The organism is Chthonomonas sp., from assembly GCA_016788425.1.
Lineage (GTDB): Bacteria > Armatimonadota > Fimbriimonadia > Fimbriimonadales > Fimbriimonadaceae > JAEURQ01.
In genome coordinates this window covers 611,457-634,531 of the sequence record JAEURQ010000004.1, presented here as the reverse complement: position 1 = coordinate 634,531, position 23,075 = coordinate 611,457, and the positions used below count along the sequence as shown (strand labels likewise).

Genomic DNA, 23,075 nt, shown 5'->3' with positions numbered 1-23,075 from the left:
TCCACAACTTCCGCAGAACTTCTCATCCCCGTTTAGGGAGGCCTGACATGACCTACAGTTCTGCATTTTTCACCGTTGCCTGAAGGATGATTCGAGCCATCCAACAACCCACATCAAAGCCTTTGAAGCTGAAGTTGCTTTTCAAAGTTCCCCCACAACCGACTGTATCTCAGTTGAGCCAGGTGCTTTCCGGAGCTCAGGCTTAGAGTGTAGAGTCGGTTTCTCCTCACGCCTGTTCCCAGAACAGGAATCTCTATTTGAATCATGTGCGTTCCTGGATTCAGCGTCCGCTCACAGGTGAATGGCTCATCAAAATCACAGATGTGAGCAGTGGTGCCATCAACGAGAATGGAGAATTGACCACCCACAAACTTTATCCCGCCCCAATGAATCTGTAGAGTCGCAGAGTCGGTCGTTACGTTGCCGTTTGGCCCAAAGAATGCCTCAAAGAGTTGGAGTGAAGTTGATTGTGGAGGAACTTGTCCATCCACACAGCCCGCTCCACAAGCTCCGCAAAACTTTTCACCACCCCTTAGGGAAGCTCCGCACGATATACAATTTCCCATCTAACTGAACTCCACGAGCGGGCTTCGTACCACGCACAGGCCCGAGATGTAGTTATGATACCTACAGGCTAGAGTGCAATTCTGTAGCTAGGTTGGCTAAGCGCACTCGACAATCCTCAATCTCCATTGAGACTGACATTCTGCTCACGACGATTCGTGAGGCAAGAGAGTCGGCAGGCTTGTCGCAACGAGAGGTTGGTCGAAGGCTAGGCTTTCACCCCACGGTTTACCACAAGGTGGAGAGCGGAGCAAGAGTTTTGGACGTGGTAGAGTTCGTGGCACTTGCCCGAGCTGTTGGAATCGACCCGATTGAGCTGCTCGGCGACTTCTTAGTGAAGCTGCAGCATCGCAGGGTTGAATACTCGAAACCAATCGACGAATAAAAAGTAGGTTCGGCACTGGTTAGCTTCGACCCGTCGGCATGAGCGTGTTACAGACGGGGCATCGTCACAGCAAATTTCCTCAACATTTCAGCGTGACCCTTTACTACTGATAATGAAAGAGTATCAGTTTCAATCTTTAACCGAGTTGGCCCCAGGTCAATCGACCGAAATCGAGCGCCTCCAAACCAACGCCGTGGACTATGCTCGTCGTTCACGAGCTGAATCAACACTTCGAGCGTATTCCTGCGATTGGAAGCACTTCACCGCCTTCTGCACGGCACATGGCTTGGTGGTTCTTCCTTGCCACGAAAGCACAGTAGCAGCGTACATCGCAAATCTTGCTGAAACCCATCGACCATCGACAATTCAGCGAAGACTGTCATCCATCTCGACAGCGCACCGGGCTGCTGGTCACGCATCGCCAACCAAATCCGAGCTGGTTCGCTCGACGCTTCTTGGAGTGAAGCGGGCGAACGGTACAGCAAAGCGCCAGGTGATTCCGGTGAGGGTTCGGCACATCCGGGAGGGAGTTGACCTGATGCGCTCAGATACAAAGGGAATCAGGGATAGAGCGATTCTTTTGGTTGGATATGCTGGAGCCCTCCGCCGGAGCGAAGTTGTTGGGCTTGACGTCAATGACATCTCATTCGTAGAGGAGGGGCTTGTTTTGACTTTGCGGACAAGCAAGACCGACCATACATCGGCGGGAGTGAAGATTGCGATTCAACGTGGGAGTCGCACAGACACTTGTCCTGTCAACGCTATGCGGAATTGGCTCCAGGTATCTGAGATATCCAGCGGTGCGGTTTTCCGACCTATAGCCAAGGGAGGTCGCATCCAGGATTCAAGGCTGACTGACCAAGTAGTCTGCCAGGTGCTGAAGCAATTTGCTCGATTAGTCGGTCTTGACGATGCTCTTGTTGGTGGGCATAGCTGTCGAGCAGGTCTTATCACAGACGCTTTCAGCGTGGGTGCTGCCCAAGCGGTCATTGCAAAGCACAGCCGCCACCGTTCGAACTCTATCAATGACTATCTTAGGGAAGCAACGATGTTTGACCAAAACGTCTCAGGAATGGTCGGGCTCTAACCTCATCCTCAAAATCAGGTTCAAAAGTTGCACAGTATATTAAGGGTTACTTACATATCAATACTAAACTATGTCCAAATTGAAGTTGTCTCGACTGCATCGCAGCCTAATGCAATGGGAGATGAGAACAAGCTGCTAATAGAGTTCAATCCACTCCTCGTTGGCTTGCGGAGCAGCCTTGAGAATTTGATATACGTCCGGGACACTCGTTGCTTTGGAAGCTCTTCGCTTTCGGACAAGTCCAGATTCAACGAGTCGCTGTAGCGATGCCTTTACTGTATTGGTGCAGCACTTGATTTCTGGATAAGTTGAAGATACTCTGCGTTCAATTTCACGGAGCCCAAGTTTTGTGAATCGTCTTTTTTGAAGTTGAGCATCTGCAAGTAACACTGAAAGCACGGCAATTGCAGGTTCTAGCTTCCAACGGGGTTTGGGCTTGTCTTTTAGACTTGCCTTCACCTCTGCCTTGGCTGAATTCCAGTGAGAGCGGATTTCTTCTGCATCCACTGGAGTGTTCTCAGCTTGAAAGTGAAACGAAGACATGCAAGAGCGAATCGTGTTCAGCCGGTCGAATAGGTCATTATCCGATTTGAATGGAATACTTCTCGCCTTGTCTTCAATTGCTTTTCTTGCCCCGTCCTCGCCAAAGAGAACATGGGCAGCTCGAATCGCCTTTTTGCCGCCCATGTTTATCCAATCCCAAAATCCCCCTGGCTTGAACCCTTCGTTAAAAATTTGCTGCGCCCATTGGCTGCTAAAAGCGTCGCTCGAAGTCTGATGTCTCTTTTCCAGCTTCGGCGAGTTTGAAACCTGGTCGGATGCAGTGATAACTTTGAGCCCAAAGAACTCACAGGATTCTTGGAAGCGACGAACGATTGCATTGGCTTCAAGGTCAGTCACCGCATGACGCATTTCGGTGGGCAAAACTCTGCGGTCTCGGGAAATTTCTTGATTGGTCGTCCAGTCTAGTATCTCCTGCGCAGCCGGTTTGAACGCATGCTCATCCCAATGAACAGATTCCTTCATGGAGGAGTATGAGAACGCCTTCACCATCAGTTCAGCCTGGGTGTCGATGTCGTAGAGCGTTCCGCTATCAATGTCTATAAAAAGCGCAAGGTCTTGCGTCTTTCGGTGCAGCCCTCCAGGCATTCGCATCTGCCCAGTCAAATTGGTCTTATCGACCATCGGCGAATTGGTTCCACTTCGCTCGTGGATGTGGATGTACATCTCCATCAGTAGAGAAGCCAAGCTGAGCGGCATAGCTACCGGCAGCGGGATGATGCCTTGATGGCCTCGGCGACCGGTCTTGAATGCGCTGTATGGAAATCCAAGCTTGGTGCAGATGAGTTGCTCACGCCGGATTTCGCTCAAAATGGCGACTTCGTCATCGTTCTCCCATGCCCGGTCATCGTCCACGTCAATGCGGAGAACTCGAACATACTTCGGGGCGGAAAGCCAGTTCGTTGGCTTGTGGTATGGAGCGTCGCTTGTGGTGACTGCGCACTGCTTTCCCGTTAGTGTTCGGAGCACTTCTCGCCAACCGAACGGTCGAGCGCCTTTCTTGCCGCTTCCTGTCGAAATCGTGAAGAACGAGCCATCATCGCTTTCCATCCCCCAAACATCTCTTCGCCAGGGCTGATTGCCGATTTCTTGAGCGAGAGCAAAAGTCTTGGGGCAAACGTCTTTCAAAACTTGCAGCTTCAGTCTCTCGAACCGCATTACAGGGCATCCGGGGTCAAGGTATTCACAAAGTGGGCGTTTATTCCATCCGAAGAGGTTGGTGTCGAGTTTCTCCATGAACAGACTATCGTGCGGTTTTTATGAGATTCGCACGATAGTCAGTTTGAAGGCAAGTCAGAACAATTCTGGCTGCTATGAGAAACCACATGAAAACCAAATCAGATTCAATACAACTTCCGCCGGAACAAAGTTTCGACGGTGGCGAGCTCGTCGGGCATGACCCAATGCAGCACAGAATGAAACAGCTTCTTCGTGATTACGTCGAAGCGTGCTGTTGCCCAAGAAGCGCCGCTCTAAACATCAAGGAGTTCCTCGGCCACTGGGCTGAAAGCACGGATGTGCCCTTCGCATGCGAAGACTGTCACGATGAATCGGACTGCGACGACTGCATCTGTCCAATTTGCTATCCCGAGGACATTCAAGCAGACGATGAACTGGACGAAAGCGTGTAAAATCCACAAATGGTGGTGCAGGAGTCTCGGACGCCGACTCAGAAAGAAACAGTTGTCAACCGGTCATGCAGCTTGACACTCTCATAACTGCTCGGGGATGCGACCGGCATCCCCAGCAATCCTCAACGACCACCTTAATCGCCCAAGCCCTAACTTATGGCGTTGCGTTGTAGGTGACGGCGAAGTTCGCGTCAGAAAGCCACTTCTTGAAGGCTGGATTGTCTGAGAACTGCTTGAACAACTCTGTATGGTCTGAAAGAAGCTCCACCAAAACCCGTTGAAGTGCCTTGTCGTGTTCGATGCGGGCGTTTTGCTTGTCCGAGTTCAGCATGGCATTCTGATAGGCTTTGTCGGCAGCGACCTTTTCCGGAATCTCTTGGGTGATGACATCACGAATCTTGTCTCCATCCTTCCATTCAACATTGCCAAATTGCTCGTTGAACGATTTCAGAATGTTACTGAGACGGTCTAGTTCAGGTTCGGGAAGATGACCCCCACCAGAGGTCGGTACCGGTTCAATTTCAGAATCCTGGTCAGTCAATGAGATAGACAGAGCCGACCGAACTTCGACACGGTAGCTGTCCATGTCGATGGATTCTAAGACGCCCTTGGACAAGTCTTCTTCCTTAGGAGCGGGAAGTTTGGGAATTAGGAAATTCAAGAAGATGGACAGTCGTTCCCAGGAAGCGATGCTGTAAGTGAGCACCGACGCCAGGAATCCGTAGGTTCGCACGAATGCCTTTGCATTGCCTTTGAACTCGACTTGACCGTCTTCATCAAGTGAATCTAGGTACGTCGCAACACATGCGTCTAGAATCGGGTCGAGAGTGTCTCGGTCTGCTCCTTGAAGATACAACTCGACGAGCCTCTTCAGTGAAGCATCATCGTAAACCTGGGCGGCATCGAGGTCTGCCTTCAGGTCGTGGAGCTTGTTGGGGTCAGTCTCCCGTGCCAGAATCGTCGTCCGATAATATTGGTCAAAGGACAACTGAATCGTGTCAATGTCGTTTACGAAGTCGAGCACGAAGGTGTCGTGCTTCTTGGGATGCGCTCGGTTTAATCGAGAAAGAGTCTGAACCGCCTTGATTCCCGAGAGCGGTTTGTCCACATACATCGTGTGAAGCAGTGGCTCGTCGTATCCCGTCTGGAACTTGTCTGCACAAATCAGGAAGCGGTAAGGGTCTTCTTGAATCTCCTCGGCAATCTTGTTGCTCGAAAATCCATTAAGCGAAGCCTCGGTGACCTTCTGACCGCCGTATTCGTGCTCACCGGAGAAGGCGACAATTGCTTTGTACGGGCTCTTTCGCTCCTTCAGATAATCTTTGAAGGCGTGATAGTAGTCGATGGCACGTTTGATGTTGCCCGTGATGACCATCGCTCTGGCTTGACCGCCAATCTTCTGCTTGGCGATGACCTGGTCATGGAAGTGGTCAACCATGATTTCCGCCTTCTCCCGGATGGCGTGCTCATGGGACTCAACGTATCGACGAAGCTTCTTTTGAGCTTTCTTGGCATCAAACTCAGGGTCTTCTTCCACCGTCTTGACCAAGTTGTAGTAGCTGTTCACGGGGGTGTAGCTCTTCAAAACATCTAGGATAAAGCCCTCTTGAATTGCTTGCTTCATCGTATAACTGTGGAATGGTCGATGCTTCACGCCGTCGCCTTCAGGATACGCTTCTCCAAAGACCTCTAGGGTCTTGTTTTTAGGCGTTGCAGTGAATGCAAAGTAAGAAGCGTTCGGCAGCATTTTTCGAGCTGCCATGATGCGGTTGATATGGTCTTCAGTGTCCTCTTCGTCTTCCTCAGCCGAAGTTCCCGAGAGAGCGATGTTCATTTTGGCGGCGGTCTGACCACCTTGGCTTGAATGCGCCTCATCAATCAGGATGGCAAATGAACTGTCTTTGTTGGCTGAACCGATGTCATCAAGAATGAACGGAAACTTCTGAACCGTTGTGATAATGATTTTCTTTCCGTTTTTGAGGAAATCCTTAAGCTGTCCAGACCGCTCGGCATGACCCACCACTGAACCCACCTGAGCAAACTGCTTGATGGTGTCTCGAATCTGTTTGTCCAGAAGAACCCGGTCAGTGACAACTACGACCGAGTCGAAAACTGGCGTGGAGTCCTTCTCCAAGCCCACGAGCTGGTGAGCCAACCACGCAATCGAGTTCGACTTTCCACTCCCAGCCGAGTGCTGAATCAGGTACCGCTTGCCAGCCCCATTGGCTTTAGCGTCGGCAATAAGCTTTCGAACAACGTCTCGTTGGTGATAGCGAGGAAAAATGAGCGAGCGCTTGACCTTGTTGGTCTTCGGGTCTTTCTCCTCGACTCGCTCGGCATAGTTCTCCAGGATGTCAGTCAGCCCTTCCTTAGTCAAAATCTCCTTCCAGAGATAGTCGGTCTTCAGCCCATCTGGATTGGGTGGATTTCCCGCCCCGTCGTTCCAACCCTTGTTGAAGGGCAAGAACCACGAAGCCTTGTCCCGGAGGTGGGTGCAGAAACGCACTTCCGAATCATCGACGGCCAAGTGAATCAGACAGCGGGCAAATTGAAACAGAAGCTCTCTGGAGTCCCGGTCTCGCTTGTATTGCTGAACGGCGTCTTCGACCGTCTGCTTGGTCAGGCTGTTCTTCAGTTCAAAGGTGGCAATCGGTAGACCGTTTAGGAACAGACAGAGGTCGAGTGAAAGCTGCGTCTCATCCTTGGAATACTTGAGTTGCCGAGTGATGCTGAAAATGTTGGCGTCCCAGTTCTCCTTGGCTTTCTTGTTTCCCGGTGAAGGTGTTCCGAAGAACAGCTCAACATGGGCAGCTTGGTGCGAGACCCCCTTGCGCAACACGTCAACGATGCCTCGCTTGGCAATCTCGCCTTGAAGCCGGGTTAAGAACTGATGGCGTTTGATTCCCTCTGTTCCAAGTTCAAGCTGGGCAAAAACCTTTGGCTGGGTCGCTGAGAGAAAGGCGCAGAGCTTAACCAGGTCGATGGCGTAATCTCGATTGAAATCTTCAGTTCGCCCCAAGGCGTAGCCAGCTCCCATGTAGCCAGTAGGATTCTCGGCAACGCCTGGTGAAGACGGTTTCAGAATCTGCTCGTTGGTTAGTCCGGTCAAGTGCCGGACGATGAGTAGCTCCAAGCCCTTTTCGCTTGTATCTGTGCTCACGCTCCTTTCTCCTCCACCATTCGGTCGTAGGCACCTGCTTCAGACAGCTCCTGAGTCATCCTGCTATTAGATGCTGTGCGAACCTCAGTTCGGCTCTCTTGGAATGCAACAAGGTCTCTGTAGAGCACTCTGCGATGGGTGCCGACTCGGTGGAAGGGAATCTCTCCAGCATCGAGCAACCGCATGAAGTATGGGCGAGACATCCCAAGGAAATTTGCGGCGGCTTGGGTCGTGAACGGCTCATCTTCAGGAATCAGACACACCGACTGCCGCTTCTCCAAGGCTTTGAGTACGAAGGCAAACACCCTGCGCAGCTCCGAAGGCAGCACCATCCTTTCCCCGCTCTGACTCACCAGAGTAGAGTTCTCTCCTTCTTTAAAGAGCCTAGAGAGCCTGTCCAAAGCCTCTAAAGAGAGGGCAGAAGGCTCGATTCGGATGTCCTGACTTGCACGCACAGAATAATTATGCCCCAAGTGTAATATCCGAAACCCGATGGAGCGCCATCAAATGACCATCAAATAAGATTCGGACTGATTTTGAACCTAAATCAGTCTCCAAAAGGGTGTTCCATCAAATACCCATCAAATAAACTCTGGCATCACAGGCGAGTCGCTTGAAGCCACTCAATGCTCTCGAAAAGGGTGCGCCCTGGCAGCTCTCAGGTTAAGGAGACGCACGTCTGCCATTCACGATGACGCAGCGGAAGCCATCAAATGAGCATCAAATAGAAATGGGGTCGCTTTTGAACCTAAATCAGTCCCCAGAGGGGCGTTCCATCAAATACCCATCAAATAAACTCAGACCCAAAACGGGACATACCGCTTGAGGCGATTCGATGAGTTCTCAGCATGAGGCTTGATGAACCCACTCTCGACTGCTTCTTTGATGAGTCTGGATACGGTGGCGCTGTTCTTTTCGTCAATGCCAAATCGCTCTCTCAGACTTGCATTGGTCACGTACTCATGTCTCACTCGCTTCAAGCATGCATGCCAATAGCAAGCCCGAATGCGGGCATCAGCATCCATATCTTTGAGCGGTCGAGTCCCAAAGAGGGTCGCTTTCGTGCTTCCGTCAGGAACAGAGAATTCGGGAGCAGGAAGTTGAGATGCCTCGACTAAGCTCACTACTCGGTCAATGCCACTTCCTCTCTCTTCGCAATAGCCGATGCGTCTCATGTGGGAAGCGAGCGCTTCGTTCCGAGACCGAGGGGGAAGGTCGAGCAGACGCTTGGTGTCAACCATCGGTTCACCCGGATTCGAAATCTCAACCCTAGTGTCGAAGATTTCGACCATGATGCCTGCTCCTGCAACGGTAAAGTCTTGGTGAATCAAGGCATTCGCTAGAATTTCACGGACTGCCACTTTGGGCACCATCGGCAACGAAATCCTTCTGGCGCTTTCGATAATCTCCCTTGACGGCATCTGCTCCATCACGAGTTCGACTGCACTTTCGTATCCGACCGCATAGCCCTTGGAGATGGACCATTCTTTGACGGAATCAATACGGTCATTGCCCTTGTACCGAACGATTCGAACGACCTTGCGCCCAAGATTTCGGAATGAATCTAGATTGCGAGCATAAAGCACAGCCCCAAGATTTGTGACCGACCACCGACCGGAAGTCTCCGGTTTGATTAGTTCATCGACTATGAGCGCCTCAAGGCTCTTCATCAGGTCGCCGGGGAGCGGCCGGTCGTTCAATCGGTAGTAGGACTCAATATCAAGCAGTTCAACCACTTGCTCGGCAGTCAGGTCAGATGCTGCCGCCAAGTCCTCAAAGGGTGTCTCTGAGAACTGTTTCCAAAGAAGTGCCTCCTTCTCCGGGTGCTCCTTGAGCTTCTTCTTGTAGGAGCCGACTCGGATGAACTCATCGTTTCTAAATCGAGTAGGGTGCCGGAATGCCCGGTCAACTTCGAGAAGCACGAGTGGCTTTCCATCAACTTCAAACTTGATGAACCGCAGATTCAGCCGGGGAGCTACCTGGTAGGAAAGCCAATTCTCAAGCTCTTCGTTGCCAATCTTCTTGCTCGATGGGTCGAACGTTGTGCCAACAATGTCCAAAGTGCCGTCTTGAACACCCCAAATCAGGTAGCCCTGTGGCATCCCCGCTATTGCCGCTGAGTTGGAAAGGGCGGAAATGTACTCGCCGATGTCCTCTGGCTCATCCCAGCTCTCTTTGAACTCAACCCACTCACACTCCCTGCCTAGCTTCTGAAGCCCTTCAAGTAAGCGACCGAGAGCTCCGTCGTCAATTTGAATATTGGTAAGCACTGCTATTCAACCTCCTGGGCTTCAAGCTCTTCATCTGGGTCGTCGGATTCGCCTGCGTCAATCGCTTCGATGAGCGATTCTTCGACTTCGGGCAAGGCAAGGTGGCGGACATCGAGCTGACCGGTCACCACGTCGGCGACTAGTCGGGTTCGGTACTCACGGATGAAGTCGATTTCAGCTTGTGCCTTTGAGAGTGCGTTATCGAAAGGTTCAGTTGCCAAGTCAAGATGAGCAAGGATTTCAAGCTGTTCGCTCGGCTCGGGAGCGGCGAGGTGAAAGCAGCCCATTCTCGATTCGGAAATCGCAGGATAGGCGATGCCAATGGAATTTGCGGTGACCCGATTGATAAAGTCAGCAGACTGAATGAGATATGAAAGGTATCGAGGAATAATGGCTCGGGTCGGACTCAGCACAGCGAATCCTGTGGATGCGATGACAGGCTCTTCCACGCTTTCGATGAAGTACATCGCCTTCAGATAGGTGCGAACAGTCGAGATTATCGTGTCTCCGCTTCTCACGATACGCTTTGCTCGGGACGGTGCTCCCTCAAACAGCATTCGCTCGGGCTCACGCACAAGACGCCCCGTACCGACCGTTCCAATATCCAAGTATCGAAACTCAAAATCGCCCGGAGTCTTATCCGTAAGTGTCTGGGCGTTCATTGATGCCCACCTCTTCAAGGGCTTCACGGACCAGTGCGCAGGCACGTCGCCAAGCCATTCGATGCCGGAGGGTTTGAGGAGGGCGGAGGGGTCGAGACCTCGGGTGACGGCACGGTGGATGATGGCTTGCTTCTGCTCGTTGAGCAACTCGATGAGCCGCCGCTTGGTTTTGATGAGCCGATTCACCCGATGGTCGAGGTGGCGGACATACCGCAAAATTTTGTTTAGTTCATCAGGAGGCGGAACAGGAAGTCGGATGCAATAAAAGTCGTCGGTGTAGAGTCGCCAGAACCCCTCAACCAGCCCCTTCGTCCGGGTTCTTAACTCCCCCCGGCATCCAGGCGACTTGAGAACCAACTCGTAGTATTCGGCTCGAACTTGGTCCGTGATTGGATTCAGAACCGTGTAGTCTGGACTAATCACGCCTGAGTAGCGAGAGGTTGCGAAGACACCCAAATGAGCCTTAAGCCTGTTCAGAACCAGGTCGCCAGGTTGACAGAGCTTCCCTCCTTTATAGGACTCGGACTCCAAGCGTCGCTCAGACATATCCTTGCTTGGAACAAGCCCAAGCCTCTGGCTCATTGAAAGGTGCGTCTCCTCTCCAGCTTGGCTTCGATTGTCAACCTCCTTGAACAAGTAGCGAGACCGGAGGGTCTTCCAGTGGCTTGGCAAGACGCCTAACCAATCGGCGGGACTGGCTGAATATTCCTCATAGGGCCTGAGAACCTGACTCATACCTTCACCTCGCCCGTCTCGACGTTGACTTGGCTCACCATCGCAATCTCTCTCCATCCTTCATCAAATGTGAAGGTACGGGCATTTCCGGCAGGGTCTTGTATTTTCAAAATTCTTGGTTCCTCTGATGTGGCGTTTTCAACGATGTAGAGCCAGAAGTTGGATTTTTCTTTCATCGCCTTCTCAAACTGCGCCTTCGACATTCCTACGGGGTGACTAGCAAGGGTTCCGACCATAGCCTTGACTTCAATCCAGCGATTGGGTAGCCCACTCTCGCCAGTCCCACAGAGGTCAAACCCTTTGTTCCCAGCGGGAGTCCGTAGCAAATCTGGTTCCAGTTTCAAGATGTGTTCGATGGCGACCGCTTCGACTCGCATCCGTTGTTCATGAGTCTCAGAGTCCGAGAACTCATCGTCCTCAACCTCGACCGGATGGGTCTTTAAGTATGAGAAGAATTCCGTTCGTCCGGCATGAGCATTCTTGTTCGGCGATGAGTTGGACATACCGCCACCACTTGAGGAGCCGGAGCCACCCGAACTTGAGCGCCCACCTCTGCCACCAGAGCCTGCTCCCTCTTCTTCCCGTTGTTTGCCATTGCTTCCCGCACCATCACCGACTCCACCATCATCATCGCCGCCTTGGGTGCTTTCTTCGTGATTCTGGTAATCGTTATGGTCGCCAGCTTCATGTTCATCATCATCATGAGATGACTCATCTTCGTTGGTGAGACCAAGCCTTTGCTTTAAGTCGGATTCACTCGTGATGCCGCTTTTCTTCAGAATGTTGAGGATGCCGAGGTCGAATCCAGCAGCCTTGGCAAATTGTTCGAGTTCGGATGGTCGGAAGTTCAGGGCAGTTTGAAGGACAGGATTCGGTGTCCAAGTCGGGTCTAGATGCTCGAACACCACTTCATCAGGAGTGGAAAGTGTGCCGTCCTTTGCAGGAATCCACGGAGTGCTTTTAAGTGTGCGGATAAAGGCAGCGTCAAACTCGATACTCCGCTGGCTGTAGTAAGTCCAGGTGTAAGTTGCCTTCACCACGCCCTGGCGCTTGTCCTGAACCACGTCTGCTAGGGCATCCCAGAGCAATTGGCTTCGCTCGGCGGCTTTGGCATGTGGAAGTTCGGCAATGCGCTTTAGGATTCCATCTAGACCGTGGAGAGTGCGGTCATCTTGACTTTCCCCTCCTGAACATCCGGTGTCACCATACTTCTGTCTAAGCTTGTAGCATTCATCGGATGAAAACTCCTGAGCAGGGGGGACTGTGTCCAAATATCGCTCCGTACCACAGGCACGAAGAATGTTTCGGATTGCTTCGCCTTGTAAACCCTGAACCGAGTCATCCACGAAGTCGATGTCAGGCACGCCTTCAAAGAGCTGGCGAAGACGGTCTGTGGGCAGATAGCACTGGAACGGTGTCAGCCAGTTCTTGTTGCCTTCGTTGTCAATGGATGCGACCCAGTGCTTTGTCTTGAGTGCCGAAGTGAACCGCTCTCGGGTGTTTTGATTGCCATAGGCTGCGATTATCGCTTCGAGATGCTCTCGGTAGAGGCCGAGATTATCGTGTTCCATGCCCTCTTCGTAAAGGGGCAGGATGTTCTTGATGACATCATCGACGGGGTCAGGTTCGCTGAGCTTTAGGTTGCTGCTGAGAAAGCTCAGAGCATCTTCGGAGGAACAAACAGCGGGACTCACTGTTTGGAACCCGGAACTGGACTTCGAAGGAAGGTAGGCGTTGGGCTGTTCACCGGTGAAAGCAACGACATGTGTGCCGTCAGTCAAGCGAACCCAGGGCTTGTTCAGATTCCCAGGTGTTTTCCAAAGATAGGATTGCCCGGACAGGAACTCGTAGAGCTTGCAAATCCATTCATCAGATTGGTCCTCCAGGAACTCCTTCGAGACTCTTGATACGAACGTCTGAGGCTGGATTTCCCGGATTTTGTGCTCTTGCATCAAGTAGCTACGAAGCACGGGAGTTCGGTCCAGGGTAATGGCGTCGCTGAGCCAGTCCAAATTCTCCTTCGATTCAAAGAGGGATGTCAACTGTGCGGAGTCTAGGAGTTCACAAAGTTCTTGACCACGAGCCAGGGCGGCTTGTGAGCTCGGCATCCAACCTCCACCATTCTTTGGAAGCAATTCTTGAGTTTGGAGAGCGCTGGCTAGCGCATCATAGAGTGGTCGGAACATCGAGCCTGGTTGGAAGTCGTCCTCATCAATCGGCATGCCGCAAAGGACATCAACCGAGAGTAAGTTCAAGTCTCTAAGGACACCGAGCGATTCGACTAGCAGGGATGCAGTTTCTTGGACAAGACGCTGGTTCCAGGCGTCCTTTGGCGGCACGTTGTCCCGAGCTGGAGTGGTTCGAAACGGAGCTTGTAAGACCACCCCCAGATTGGTTTGGACACCAGTCGGGAAGAAAGCAGCCAGCCTTGAGTCTGAAACAGTCTTCAATTTCAAATCGTCTGTTGATGCGGTCAAATCCACCGAGTAGGCAATCTCTACTGCTCCAACCTCGATGCCATCTGACTCAACCGGTCGAGAGAACACGTACCATTGCTCTTCAGAAAGTTCTTCGCCTGAGCTCGTCGTGCCGATGAGAGTGACCCGTCTCAATCCGTCTTGCAACTCGACGGACTCTCGACAGTAGGTGCCGCTTGCGCCACCTTCGATGCGCCAATCCACCTCTTCGACGTGGCCGAGGAAGAGCAAGGTTTTGGCATCCAGCTTTTGGAGCCCTTCGCCAATTTCACCGAAGGCGGAAGCCTGGTCGCCCTTGAAAGGAAACCAGAAAGACGTTTCGCCTTGCGGCTGAGGCTGCGGTTCCAAGCGATGTGGCTGGACATAGTCCCGGATTACGAAGTCCTGACCCAAAGACCGAATTTCGGGCTGGTCTGTGATGGCATACACCGACTTGAATCCGATGCCAAATCGACCGATAGCGGTTAGCTCTTCCTTTTTCGTGCTCCTGTTAATGCCGCAGATTCCACGGACATCGGGCTCATCAAATGGTTTCCCGAAGTGCGAAACCTTTAGTCCGGCTCGGCTCAGCTCAAAACGAACCGAGCGAGACCCATCTCCATTCCTCTTTCGAAGCGCATCCTCAGCGTTTTGGAGAAGCTCGAAAACCAGGTGGGTTCGCTCGCAATACAGTCCAACGATGTGCTCAAGTGTGTCCTTGATATCGGTTCCGTACCGAATCAAGTTCTCCTTACTGAGCGCTTCGTAGTCTATGTTAGTGGCGGGGACTCCCAAATCAGACTCCTCCATCGGTTCGAACCATGTCAATCCGATAGCCGCAGAGGTCCAGCCAGCCGTGGAAGTCAACGCATGGGATGCCGAGTGCTTCGCACGCATCTGGGATTCGCATTCGGGTCTCCCGTCCTTGCATGTTCCGTTCGGCAGTTACAAGTACAGGTGAGCCAGACAACAGGTTCTGCCCGACTCCACGTTGGTGCGCCAATACAGTTGCGACAAAATATTGGTCAGCATCCTTGCCCTTTGGCTTAGCGTGGTCAACGAAAGCTGGAAGTTGCTCCAATACATCCCGAAGCACGAGCAGGATTTCCGTCGTCATCGGCACGAGGACTTCATCCCGACGCTGCATCGCCCATGACTTTGCGGGACTTCCCATCGCTTCATCGTAGACATGCTCACACACCTTTAAGTGACCATTCTGAATCTGGGAATCTACAAGCTCATGGAGCTTTGGGATGGGATAACGGTCAACGAGCCATGTCATTATGTTGTTGTCCCAGTAGAAGGTGTGGCTCATGGTTCGACCACCTTCCTCCGAGACAGCTCTCGTTCAAGTGACGCAAATTGCTGCTCGTTGATATCAAGCAGGTCCTGTGCATCGCTTGAATGTAGCTTTCCGTTCGCAAACGCATGTAAAACTCGCCGTGCAAGCCACTCACCTCTAGCAGTGACTGACTCGGCAGCAGGAGACTTCTGAATAGTCTTTCCGGTTTGCTTATCTCGTTCGGCCTTCTCCTTCTTCTTTTGAAGTTTGAGCTCATTCTCTTCCTCGTCGATGCTCCTCCATCCAGAGAACACACCGTTTGCATGCTGTGGTGGGATTTTGCCAGCTTCGAGCAACCTGTGCAACAAAACATACTTTGAAACTCGAAATCCCCTCGCTAGCTTATCAATTGCAGAAGCATCTGTTGCGTCGTCGGCTTCAATCCGGTCAATGAGCGACTGAACCTCGGGTTGCCCAGGGGGCAGCAAAAAAGACGAGGCAAATCGGTTACAGAAGACTTCTGTGAGACGAACCAGGTCGTCGCCACTCTGCATCCTATCGGCACCGAGGTCTGAAACTGCCGACTGCCGCAGACACAGATGAGCCAACTCGTGAAACAGCGTGAACACCTGCTGATTCTTGAATCCTTCAAGGTTGAACCCAGCAAGAGGAACCGTCGTGTTCCAAATAGCAAATCCAAGCGCATGGGAACGTTCGACCCGAAACCCGTAGGTGAGCACCCCAAATTCGAAGAGTGCGTTTCGCCATTCCCTAAGTCCTCGATTCTCAAGCTTGAACTTCCTTTGGTCATCAAGTGTAACGCCGAGGAGACCTCTGATTTCGGCTGCACACTCCACTGGGTTGTCCGATAGCTTGAACGAAGGCAAGTCCGATTCCCAATCAGGGATGACCTCGGCGATATCCTCGGCGAGTCTAGATTGCAGGTAGCGGGCTCTACGAATCTCTAGCGCAAGCTCGGGTGTGAAATCCGCTCTTGCATCGTTCCGAATGGTTCTGAAATCGGGCAGGTCAGCCGGGTCTTCAGGGTGACTCGCCATAAAGAAGACCACCGATGGGCGCTTGACCTTATTGGCGATGCTCTCAATCTGCCTCAGTGTTGGTTTGGAGACGCCGGTTTCCCACTCCTTGTACTTATCAAGCGGTACGCCCGCACATTGGGCAAGCTCTTCTTCAGTGCGGTGAGATTGGCGTCGAACCCAAACGAGAACCTCGGGTGTGATTGGCGCAACGACCGTGCTCACGTTTCCACCTCTACGAGCACTTCATCAAGCAATCCTTCGGTTTCCTGTTCCAGCGCCTCGATGTCCCGCCGAATCTCTTCTAGCGTCCGCATAGGCTTGGGCTTGTAGAAGTACCGAGTGAAGCTGATTTCGTAACCTATCTGGGTCTTGGTGTGGTCCACCCAGGCATCTGGGACGTGCGGCAACACCTCTCGATTGATGAACGCTTCGATGCCACCTTCTTCAAGCAATGGCACGTTCTCGGTGTCTCGAAGGTCGGTATCAGGTTCGAATTCGACCACACAGGTTTTACCGTCGATGACTTGCTCAAATAGTCCATGCATTGGGTCAGCTTCCACAGTGCCGGGTTTGTGAATCTTTGAGATGACTCTTGCAGCCGTTTCTTCCCGCCAACTCACCGCCTTCAGGATGATTTTCTTCTCTGTCTGGCTGAGCTTGATTCCGAGGGTCTTGAGTGTCTTGTCAACACGCCGACGAAACTCGTTGTGGTCTTCAAAGAGGGTCTCCCCGATGGCTCCCGACAACTGTTTCGCCGTTTCGTGCAACCGCTGGTCACGCTTCCAAGTTTCGGCGTCGAGGAGCTTCTTTCGGCGCTTTTCAGAGACTGCTTGCTTCTTCTTAGGTGTCTCTTCTTCGTCACTATCGCTATCGCTTTCGGGTTCATCAACCTTTAGCCGAAGCTCAAGTGCAGCTCTAATGCTGGCGAACTCGGACGGGAGCCGCTGTCCAAACTCGGCGTACAGCTCACGCCGAAGCGTTTCGTCACCGGTCGCAAATCGTAGACATTCGATTGCTTTGCGAGTGAATTGGCTGTGCAACCGAAGTGGGCGCTCGACCACGACTTTCCAGTATCCGAACGCTTCGTTGGGGAATAGTTTGGATTGCTCATTTTCCTCAAAAGCGAGGAAAGAGTCCATAACCTTTTGGATGTCTTCTGGTGCCAGCTCGCAGTTCTTCTTGCCGAGGTTCTTCCGAAGCGATTTGAACCATTGGGTTGCGTCGATGAGCTGTACCTTGCCCTGGCGATGTTCGGGCTTTCGGTTGGTTAGCACCCAAAGGTACGTGGCGATACCAGTGTTGTAGAACATATTGAGCGGGAGGGCGATGATTGCCTCCAGCCAGTCGTTCTCCAGAATCCATCGCCGAATGTTCGACTCGCCCTGCCCTGCGTCACCGGTAAAGAGAGCACTTCCGTTATGAACCTCGACGATTCTGCTCCCGAGCGGAGTGTTGTGCTTCATCTTGGCGAGCTTGTTGACCAGGAACATTAGCTGCCCGTCACTTGAACGGGTGATAAGACTGAACTCTGGGTCACCAGCGTGGTCGATGATGAATCGAGAATCCGACAGGTCAGCTTTGCCGCCCATCCGTTCTAAGTCGGTTTTCCAGCTCTTGCCATAGGGTGGGTTGGAGAGCATGAAGTCAAACTCTCGGGTTGGGAAACCATCCTGGGACAGTGTTGAACCTAATCGAAAATTCTCTGCCTCGTCGCCTTCGCCTTTCAAAAGTAGGTCAGCTTTGGTGATGGCATATGTTTCCGGGTTGACCTCCTGACCGTAGAGATGAATCGAAACATCTTTGCCCTGGGCACTCCCAATCTCACGCAACCGTTCTTCAGCTACGGTGAGCATCCCCCCTGTCCCGCAGGCAGCATCATAGACCAGATATGTGCTCGACTCAATTTTGTTGGCGACTGGCCAGAATATCAGGTCTGCCATAAGCTTGACCACATCACGGGGCGTAAAATGCTCTCCTGCCTCTTCGTTGTTTTCTTCGTTGAACTTGCGAATGAGCTCTTCGAACATCGTGCCCATCGCATGATTGTCGAGAGCAGCGATTCGCTCAGTTCCATCGACATTCATCACTGGGTTCGGAGAGAGATTGATGGAGCGGTCGAGAAACTTCTCAATCAGACTGCCTAGGATGTCCGCATCAACCATCGTGGGAATCTGGTTTCTGAACTTGAATTTTTCGAGGATTTCCTGGACGTTCGGTGAAAAACCGTCGAGATAGGCTTCGAAGTCTGCCCTAAGCTGCTGAGACTTTGCCCTCGACTGAAGGTCCCGGAGGGTGAAGGGTGAAGCGTTATAGAACGCTTGTCCAGATTTGCTGCGAAGGGCCGTATATTGGTCGGCGATGTTCGCTTGGTCTAAAGTCGCCTTCATGTCAAGGACGTCCTGCTTGGTTGGCTCCAAAACGGCATCAAGGCGGCGTATCACAACCATTGGCAAGATAACGTCCCGATATTTGCCCCGCACGTAAACGTCCCTCAGCACATCGTCGGCGATGCCCCAAATGAAGTTTGTAATCCAGCCCAGCGTTTGTGCGTTCATCCCCTTTTCCCTTCAGCCCGTTCGAGTCTCTCCAGAAGCTCTTGATACCCCTCGGCGTCCTGGAGCACCAGCGATGCCTTTCCCTTCACAGTCAAAACGACCGGTGCCTTCGATTCCACGAGACGAGCGATGTGCTCCTTGTGGTTGCGAAGAAAATCTGTGAGTGAATAGACCTGCCTTAAATCGAGCATCGTGACTCCTCTCGTATCATACTTTTCTATGATACGATACCCGGAGAATTGACAGACTTTCCTCAACTGCGCAATGCTGATTGGTAGAGAGTTATGTCTGACCTCTCACGACCATTTGTTCACTCGGTTCGACTCGTTTGGGAGCACGACCCACATGGGGAACCCGACTATCTGGAACGCTCTGCTGAAGACCACTTTGGGGTCGATGGAACTGCTTGGTCACACGTTTCGAATGCAGACAAGGCAAGGGTTGCCGAGCGGTTCGGGTCGATTTGGAATGCTTGCGAACACTACGCTCGTGAGGACTCTGAGCGCCTCCGAGATTTTCGAGCGCACAACTGGTGGTTTGAATCGTGTAGGGCTGAAGCGGAGGTTCGATATGAAACGGGCAACGGGTGCTTTCGCATCGAACGGCTGACTAGCGCTGGACTCTACGGCATCGAATCTGACTCGGACCAAGCATATCGTCGCTCCGTCGAGCAGAACGAACTTGCTGATTTGAGTTCGCATCTAGAGCGATTTGGGGTTGCCCGTTCAATCTTGACAGAGCTCGTTTCGCTGACACTTTAGCCAGAGCCAGCATGGAGTTTCTCCTATCTTAAGAGTTCGTGCGAAAACTTGCGGGTTGGAACGAGAGCTATTCAATGAAGAACTTGAGGTGCGAAAATGCTTAATAAAGCTGACGACTTGTGGACTTGGCTCATCGAGGGTTGTGTGATTGACATCAAGATGTCGATTGCCGGGTTGCACCTTGAAAATGAGGTTCCCACCGATTCTAAGGTCACCGCCCTCATTTGGAATGTCGTCTGCAATTGCATCCGTGACGGGCTGAACGGACAAAACCTTCTACTTCCGCTCTACAGCAAACCGGAGGCAGATTCGACCAACCAACGTGACCACCCTTTTCACCACCAAGCATTCGTGCTAGCAATCTTAGTCAGTGCGTATCGCAAAGGAGAAACCCTGAATACAACCCGCATCATTAACCTCACTCTTCGTGCCTTCGACGCCGTAATAGCAGAAATGGGAGTCATGCGAACGCTTGCAACAGAGAAATCCGCATTTCGAGCCCGGTACATAGACTCATGACGATTCCCGGAATTCCTCAAGTTTCGAGCACGCTTAGCTACAGCGGTGTGAAAACGAAAACGACCATTCGCCGGGCCAATGAATCTCGCTCCAAAACACACAATTGTGTTGTTCTCGCCAAACTCCACCGTCGGCTTGCCAAATCTCGTTCATATTCGGACAGGCTAGTTCGGAGGATTGTCTGATGAGCGACCCGATTGTGGATGTCATGAAGTGGGTGAGAGAAGCTACGGCGCTTGATGTAAAGATGGAGTTGCTCGGTCTCCTTTACGACGGCACTCCGCTCGATGAAGATGATGTCCGAGATGTAATTACTGAAGTCTCGCTGACCACTGTCATACATTTGGTCAAGCACTCAACGAAATTGCTCGGGTACCTGATGCGGGACGACCCGTTCTTTCCAACAAATGAACCTAAATATCTTGGGCGAATAGTCGAGGAGGTTCCAATCAAGCCACCGTTGAACCTGATTCCTGACGTGCACCGACGCATAGCAGCAGCCGTCTATTACACGGAGCTTCGAATTTATTCATCAAACGTAATGCTTTTTTCACACGTTCCGAAGGGAAAATTACCGGACTGGGATAAGCGATTCGAAGGCACGATTATGGAAGGCTGTGAGGACACCGAATAGTATTTCCTCAAATGGATGTGGGCTGAGCGTATCAAGCCATGCGAGGCACCTATCAGAAAATCACCGACCAAGTAATCAAGGCAATCGAACGTGGCGACGTTCTCCCGTGGCACAAGCCGTGGAAGTCGAAGTCTCCTTGTAATGCACTCACCGGGAGACCTTATCGGGGCATCAACCGCTTCATTCTTTCAATGAGCGAGTACACCGACCACCGATGGCTCACCTTTAATCAGGCAAAGAGTGTATCTGGTTCGGTCAAGCGTGGCGAGCGGGGTTCGACCGTGATGTTATGGTCGGACGTAGAGGATGTGGAAACGGGGAAGGAGCGCTTGGTTTGCCGAGCTTTCACAGTTTTCAATATCGAACAATGCCAAGGACTTCAATTGCCCGAGTCAAAGAAACCACAGCAAGAATCGTTATTCGGGGTTGAGGGAGCGAAAGCCATCGTCGCAGGTTATAAGGACGCTCCTGAAATCCAGGTAGGCGCTAAAATTGCCGCTTACTACCCAAAGCGTGACCAGGTGGTGATGCCGCACTTGCGAGATTTCGAGTCGCCAGAAGCCTTCTATGCGACGCTCCTGCACGAACTGGTTCATAGCACAGCGCATCCGACCCGACTCAATCGCCCGGTGTTTGAACAGCAAGTCAAGTTTGGGTCTGAATCTTACGGAGCTGAGGAAGTTTTGGCTGAAATCGGGGCAGCATTCCTGTGTTCCGAAGCTGGAATCGACAACATCACGCCATGCACCAGCTACGTTGCTTCATGGCTCTTGAAGGCGTTGCGTAACGACTCCTCCTACATTATTCGAGCGGCGTCCCAAGCTCAAAGAGCGGCTGATTGGATTCAAGGGACTCACCATCAAGATGACACGCCAACTGCTCCAACTCGGGTGAAGGGCGATTTAGTCGGAGTGTGAACAATCCAAGTCGAGAGTTTTGGTGCTTTCAAGCGCTTATCAGGTTCAAATCGTTGCGCTCTGAACCTGGATGATGTCAAAGATTTCTCGACTTAACCCAGAATTCCGACCGAAAACGGACGGAGACTGCTCGTAAATCAATCCGAATTCAAGTGGTGAGTAAAGGAAACATCAGGTAGCTGTGCGAAAGACCAAGCCCCAGAACGATAGGGTTTTCAGCGATGAAGAAAATGAAAAAAACAGGTGAGCATTCGACAGACATGACGAGTCTTGAACAAACGGAGCCCTGCCAATGAACAAGCTAGCTAATGTCTCTCCGAAGCGGTATGCGATTTACGGCCGTGTGAGCACTTTGGAACAGTCCCGCAAGGAATACTCTTCCGTCGAGGTCCAAGTTGCCAACGCAACGAAATACATTCTCTCGCAGGGAGGAATTGTCGCAGGTACATTCGCTGACGATGGGTGGACGGGAACAACTCTTAACCGACCGGACCTAAAGCGCATGATGAATGCCGCCCGTGAAGGCAAGTTCGACGCAGTCGTGGTCACGTACATGAACCGGTTGGGGCGTGGAAAAATCTTCACGCTTGCTGAAGCCAGCCTGAACAAGTTTGGGGTTGAGATTTATACTACCGACGAAACCTTTGCAGATGGAAGCGCTGGATATTTGCAACAGATGTTTAAGCAGATGATGGATGGATACTATCCTGTCCAGGTTTCCGACTGGACAAAGACCAAGATGGAGAACATGGTGGAGAGGGGATATTGCGTTGGGAAACTGCCCTACGGGCTGGTTGCCGTGCCCGAGAACGATAATCCAGAATCACCAAAGCGAATCGTCCACGACGGAGAAGCAGCTACGCACGTAGCTTTAGCGTTTGATAGGATGCTTCAAGATAGAAATCTTGCTGCAGTCTGCGACTTTCTCAAGGCAGTTACACACCGAGCATGGACTATCACTACGACAAAGCACCTGCTCACAAATCGTTCGTATCTAGGCGAATTGCGGTTCGGAGAGTGGCTGAACCTCCATGCATTCGAACCCGTTGTGTCCGTTCAAGTATTCGAAGAAGTTCAAACACTCCTCAAGAAGAACCGCAGTCGAGCTCCAAAATCGGATAACTACGCATACCTCCTTCGAGGGCTCATTCACTGCCCACACTGCGGCTGCACTTACACCAATAGCTTTGCGAAGGGCGGAGCCGTCCACTATTACGAGTGTCTGCTCGCCAAGAAGCGGTTGACCAAGTGCCCCGTCGTTCGAATCAACTGTGATTCACTTCATCAGGCTGTTCTGGCGTCCATCAATCAAGCGGCACAGCACTTGACCGTCATGAGCGAAGTCATCCGGGACTCCGGGGGATGGGGGTCGGCTTCCGAGCAAGTTTTGGCTGAACGCTCTAACCTCGGCAAGCGTCTCCAAGTGTTGGCAACCCAACGAACCCATCTCATCAATGCGCTCGAAAAAGGTTTCGACGTTGACGACCGTTACCTAGCGAACCAGAAGGAGAAGGAGGTGACTTTAAAGCGAATCGCCAACCTAGATTCGGAAATCGAAGCAGCTACGAAACTGAAGCCAAAGGCGGCAGATGTGCAGGCCGTGTGGCTGCAAGCGCTTGAACTCTGGGAGTTGACAACACCGGAGGAGCGTGTCGAACTAATGCAGTCACTGGTCGAACGAGTCGAGATAAAAGAAAAAGACCTGGCCGTCGTTAAGATGGTCTCCATCTCAGAAATGCCAGGTCAGTTGTTCGGAACAACTATAAAGTTGGGTGCGGGAGTCGGATTTGAACCAACGACCTCCGGGTTATGAGCCCGACGAGCTACCAGACTGCTCCATCCCGCGGTAACAAGGA

General features: G+C 52.0%; 16 protein-coding genes, 1 tRNA gene and 1 pseudogene. 8 read left to right on the top strand and 10 right to left on the bottom strand.

The window, feature by feature from the left end; genetic code table 11:
* Nucleotides 1–658: 658 nt before the first annotated feature.
* Both JNJ45_12835 and JNJ45_12830 read left to right on the top strand, forming a co-directional pair.
* The gene (locus JNJ45_12835) at nucleotides 659–949 is read left to right on the top strand and encodes a helix-turn-helix transcriptional regulator (protein ID MBL8049555.1); all 291 of its coding nucleotides are present in this window, start codon (nucleotides 659–661) and stop codon (nucleotides 947–949) included.
* Between the two features lie 112 nt (nucleotides 950–1,061).
* On the top strand, nucleotides 1,062–2,036 hold the full coding sequence (locus JNJ45_12830; protein ID MBL8049554.1) for a tyrosine-type recombinase/integrase: 975 nt from the start codon (nucleotides 1,062–1,064) through the stop codon (nucleotides 2,034–2,036).
* A 135-nt stretch (nucleotides 2,037–2,171) separates the two neighbouring features.
* Here the strand turns inward: JNJ45_12830 and JNJ45_12825 are convergent, their stop codons facing one another.
* Entirely contained in the window at nucleotides 2,172–3,833 is a 1,662-nt protein-coding gene (locus tag JNJ45_12825; protein MBL8049553.1) for a hypothetical protein, read from the bottom strand.
* Nucleotides 3,834–3,922: 89 nt separating this feature from the next.
* Between JNJ45_12825 and JNJ45_12820 the strand changes: the two genes are divergently transcribed.
* Nucleotides 3,923–4,228 (top strand): hypothetical protein, encoded by a 306-nt coding sequence (locus tag JNJ45_12820; protein ID MBL8049552.1) that lies wholly within the window; start codon nucleotides 3,923–3,925, stop codon nucleotides 4,226–4,228.
* A 154-nt stretch (nucleotides 4,229–4,382) separates the two neighbouring features.
* Here JNJ45_12820 and JNJ45_12815 read toward each other — a convergent pair whose 3' ends face one another.
* The 8 genes from JNJ45_12815 to JNJ45_12780 form a co-directional block, all read right to left on the bottom strand.
* Nucleotides 4,383–7,361 (bottom strand): type I restriction endonuclease subunit R, encoded by a 2,979-nt coding sequence (locus tag JNJ45_12815; protein MBL8049551.1) that lies wholly within the window; start codon nucleotides 7,359–7,361, stop codon nucleotides 4,383–4,385.
* Between the two features lie 23 nt (nucleotides 7,362–7,384).
* Nucleotides 7,385–7,843 (bottom strand): helix-turn-helix domain-containing protein, encoded by a 459-nt coding sequence (locus JNJ45_12810; protein ID MBL8049550.1) that lies wholly within the window; start codon nucleotides 7,841–7,843, stop codon nucleotides 7,385–7,387.
* 342 nt (nucleotides 7,844–8,185) lie between these two features.
* Nucleotides 8,186–9,658: a putative DNA binding domain-containing protein gene (locus JNJ45_12805; GenBank protein ID MBL8049549.1), complete on the bottom strand. Its 1,473-nt coding sequence runs from the start codon at nucleotides 9,656–9,658 to the stop codon at nucleotides 8,186–8,188.
* 2 nt (nucleotides 9,659–9,660) lie between these two features.
* Nucleotides 9,661–10,506, bottom strand: a complete 846-nt coding sequence (locus JNJ45_12800) for a restriction endonuclease subunit S (protein ID MBL8049548.1) — start codon at nucleotides 10,504–10,506, stop codon at nucleotides 9,661–9,663.
* A gap of 545 nt (nucleotides 10,507–11,051) precedes the next feature.
* The gene (locus JNJ45_12795; protein MBL8049547.1) at nucleotides 11,052–14,321 is read right to left on the bottom strand and encodes a DUF3883 domain-containing protein; all 3,270 of its coding nucleotides are present in this window, start codon (nucleotides 14,319–14,321) and stop codon (nucleotides 11,052–11,054) included.
* Complete coding sequence (locus JNJ45_12790) at nucleotides 14,308–14,826, bottom strand: DUF4411 family protein (protein ID MBL8049546.1); 519 nt, start codon at nucleotides 14,824–14,826, stop codon at nucleotides 14,308–14,310. Before JNJ45_12790 ends, JNJ45_12795 begins: the two co-directional genes overlap by 14 nt.
* Entirely contained in the window at nucleotides 14,823–16,055 is a 1,233-nt protein-coding gene (locus JNJ45_12785) for an ImmA/IrrE family metallo-endopeptidase (GenBank protein ID MBL8049545.1), read from the bottom strand. The genes JNJ45_12790 and JNJ45_12785 overlap by 4 nt, the downstream gene beginning before the upstream one ends.
* Nucleotides 16,052–18,388 carry an SAM-dependent DNA methyltransferase gene (locus JNJ45_12780; protein ID MBL8049544.1) on the bottom strand — a complete coding sequence of 779 codons (2,337 nt, stop codon included), beginning with the start codon at nucleotides 18,386–18,388 and terminating at the stop codon, nucleotides 16,052–16,054. Before JNJ45_12780 ends, JNJ45_12785 begins: the two co-directional genes overlap by 4 nt.
* 857 nt (nucleotides 18,389–19,245) lie before the next feature.
* Between JNJ45_12780 and JNJ45_12775 the strand changes: the two genes are divergently transcribed.
* From JNJ45_12775 to JNJ45_12755, 5 genes and pseudogenes are all read left to right on the top strand, one after another.
* Nucleotides 19,246–19,668, top strand: a complete 423-nt coding sequence (locus JNJ45_12775; GenBank protein MBL8049543.1) for a hypothetical protein — start codon at nucleotides 19,246–19,248, stop codon at nucleotides 19,666–19,668.
* Nucleotides 19,669–19,852: 184 nt separating this feature from the next.
* Entirely contained in the window at nucleotides 19,853–20,302 is a 450-nt protein-coding gene (locus tag JNJ45_12770; protein ID MBL8049542.1) for a hypothetical protein, read from the top strand.
* A gap of 38 nt (nucleotides 20,303–20,340) precedes the next feature.
* A complete protein-coding gene (locus JNJ45_12765) occupies nucleotides 20,341–21,219 on the top strand; it encodes a DUF1738 domain-containing protein (GenBank protein ID MBL8049541.1) in 879 nt (292 codons plus the stop codon).
* Nucleotides 21,220–21,511: 292 nt separating this feature from the next.
* Nucleotides 21,512–21,916 (top strand): annotated as a pseudogene (locus tag JNJ45_12760) (recombinase family protein).
* Nucleotides 21,917–22,222: 306 nt separating this feature from the next.
* Nucleotides 22,223–23,032: a zinc ribbon domain-containing protein gene (locus JNJ45_12755; GenBank protein MBL8049540.1), complete on the top strand. Its 810-nt coding sequence runs from the start codon at nucleotides 22,223–22,225 to the stop codon at nucleotides 23,030–23,032.
* Here JNJ45_12755 and JNJ45_12750 read toward each other — a convergent pair.
* Nucleotides 22,989–23,065, bottom strand: a tRNA-Met gene (locus JNJ45_12750). The two genes, JNJ45_12755 and JNJ45_12750, sit on opposite strands and share 44 nt — an antisense overlap.
* Between the last annotated feature and the right edge of the window lie 10 nt (nucleotides 23,066–23,075).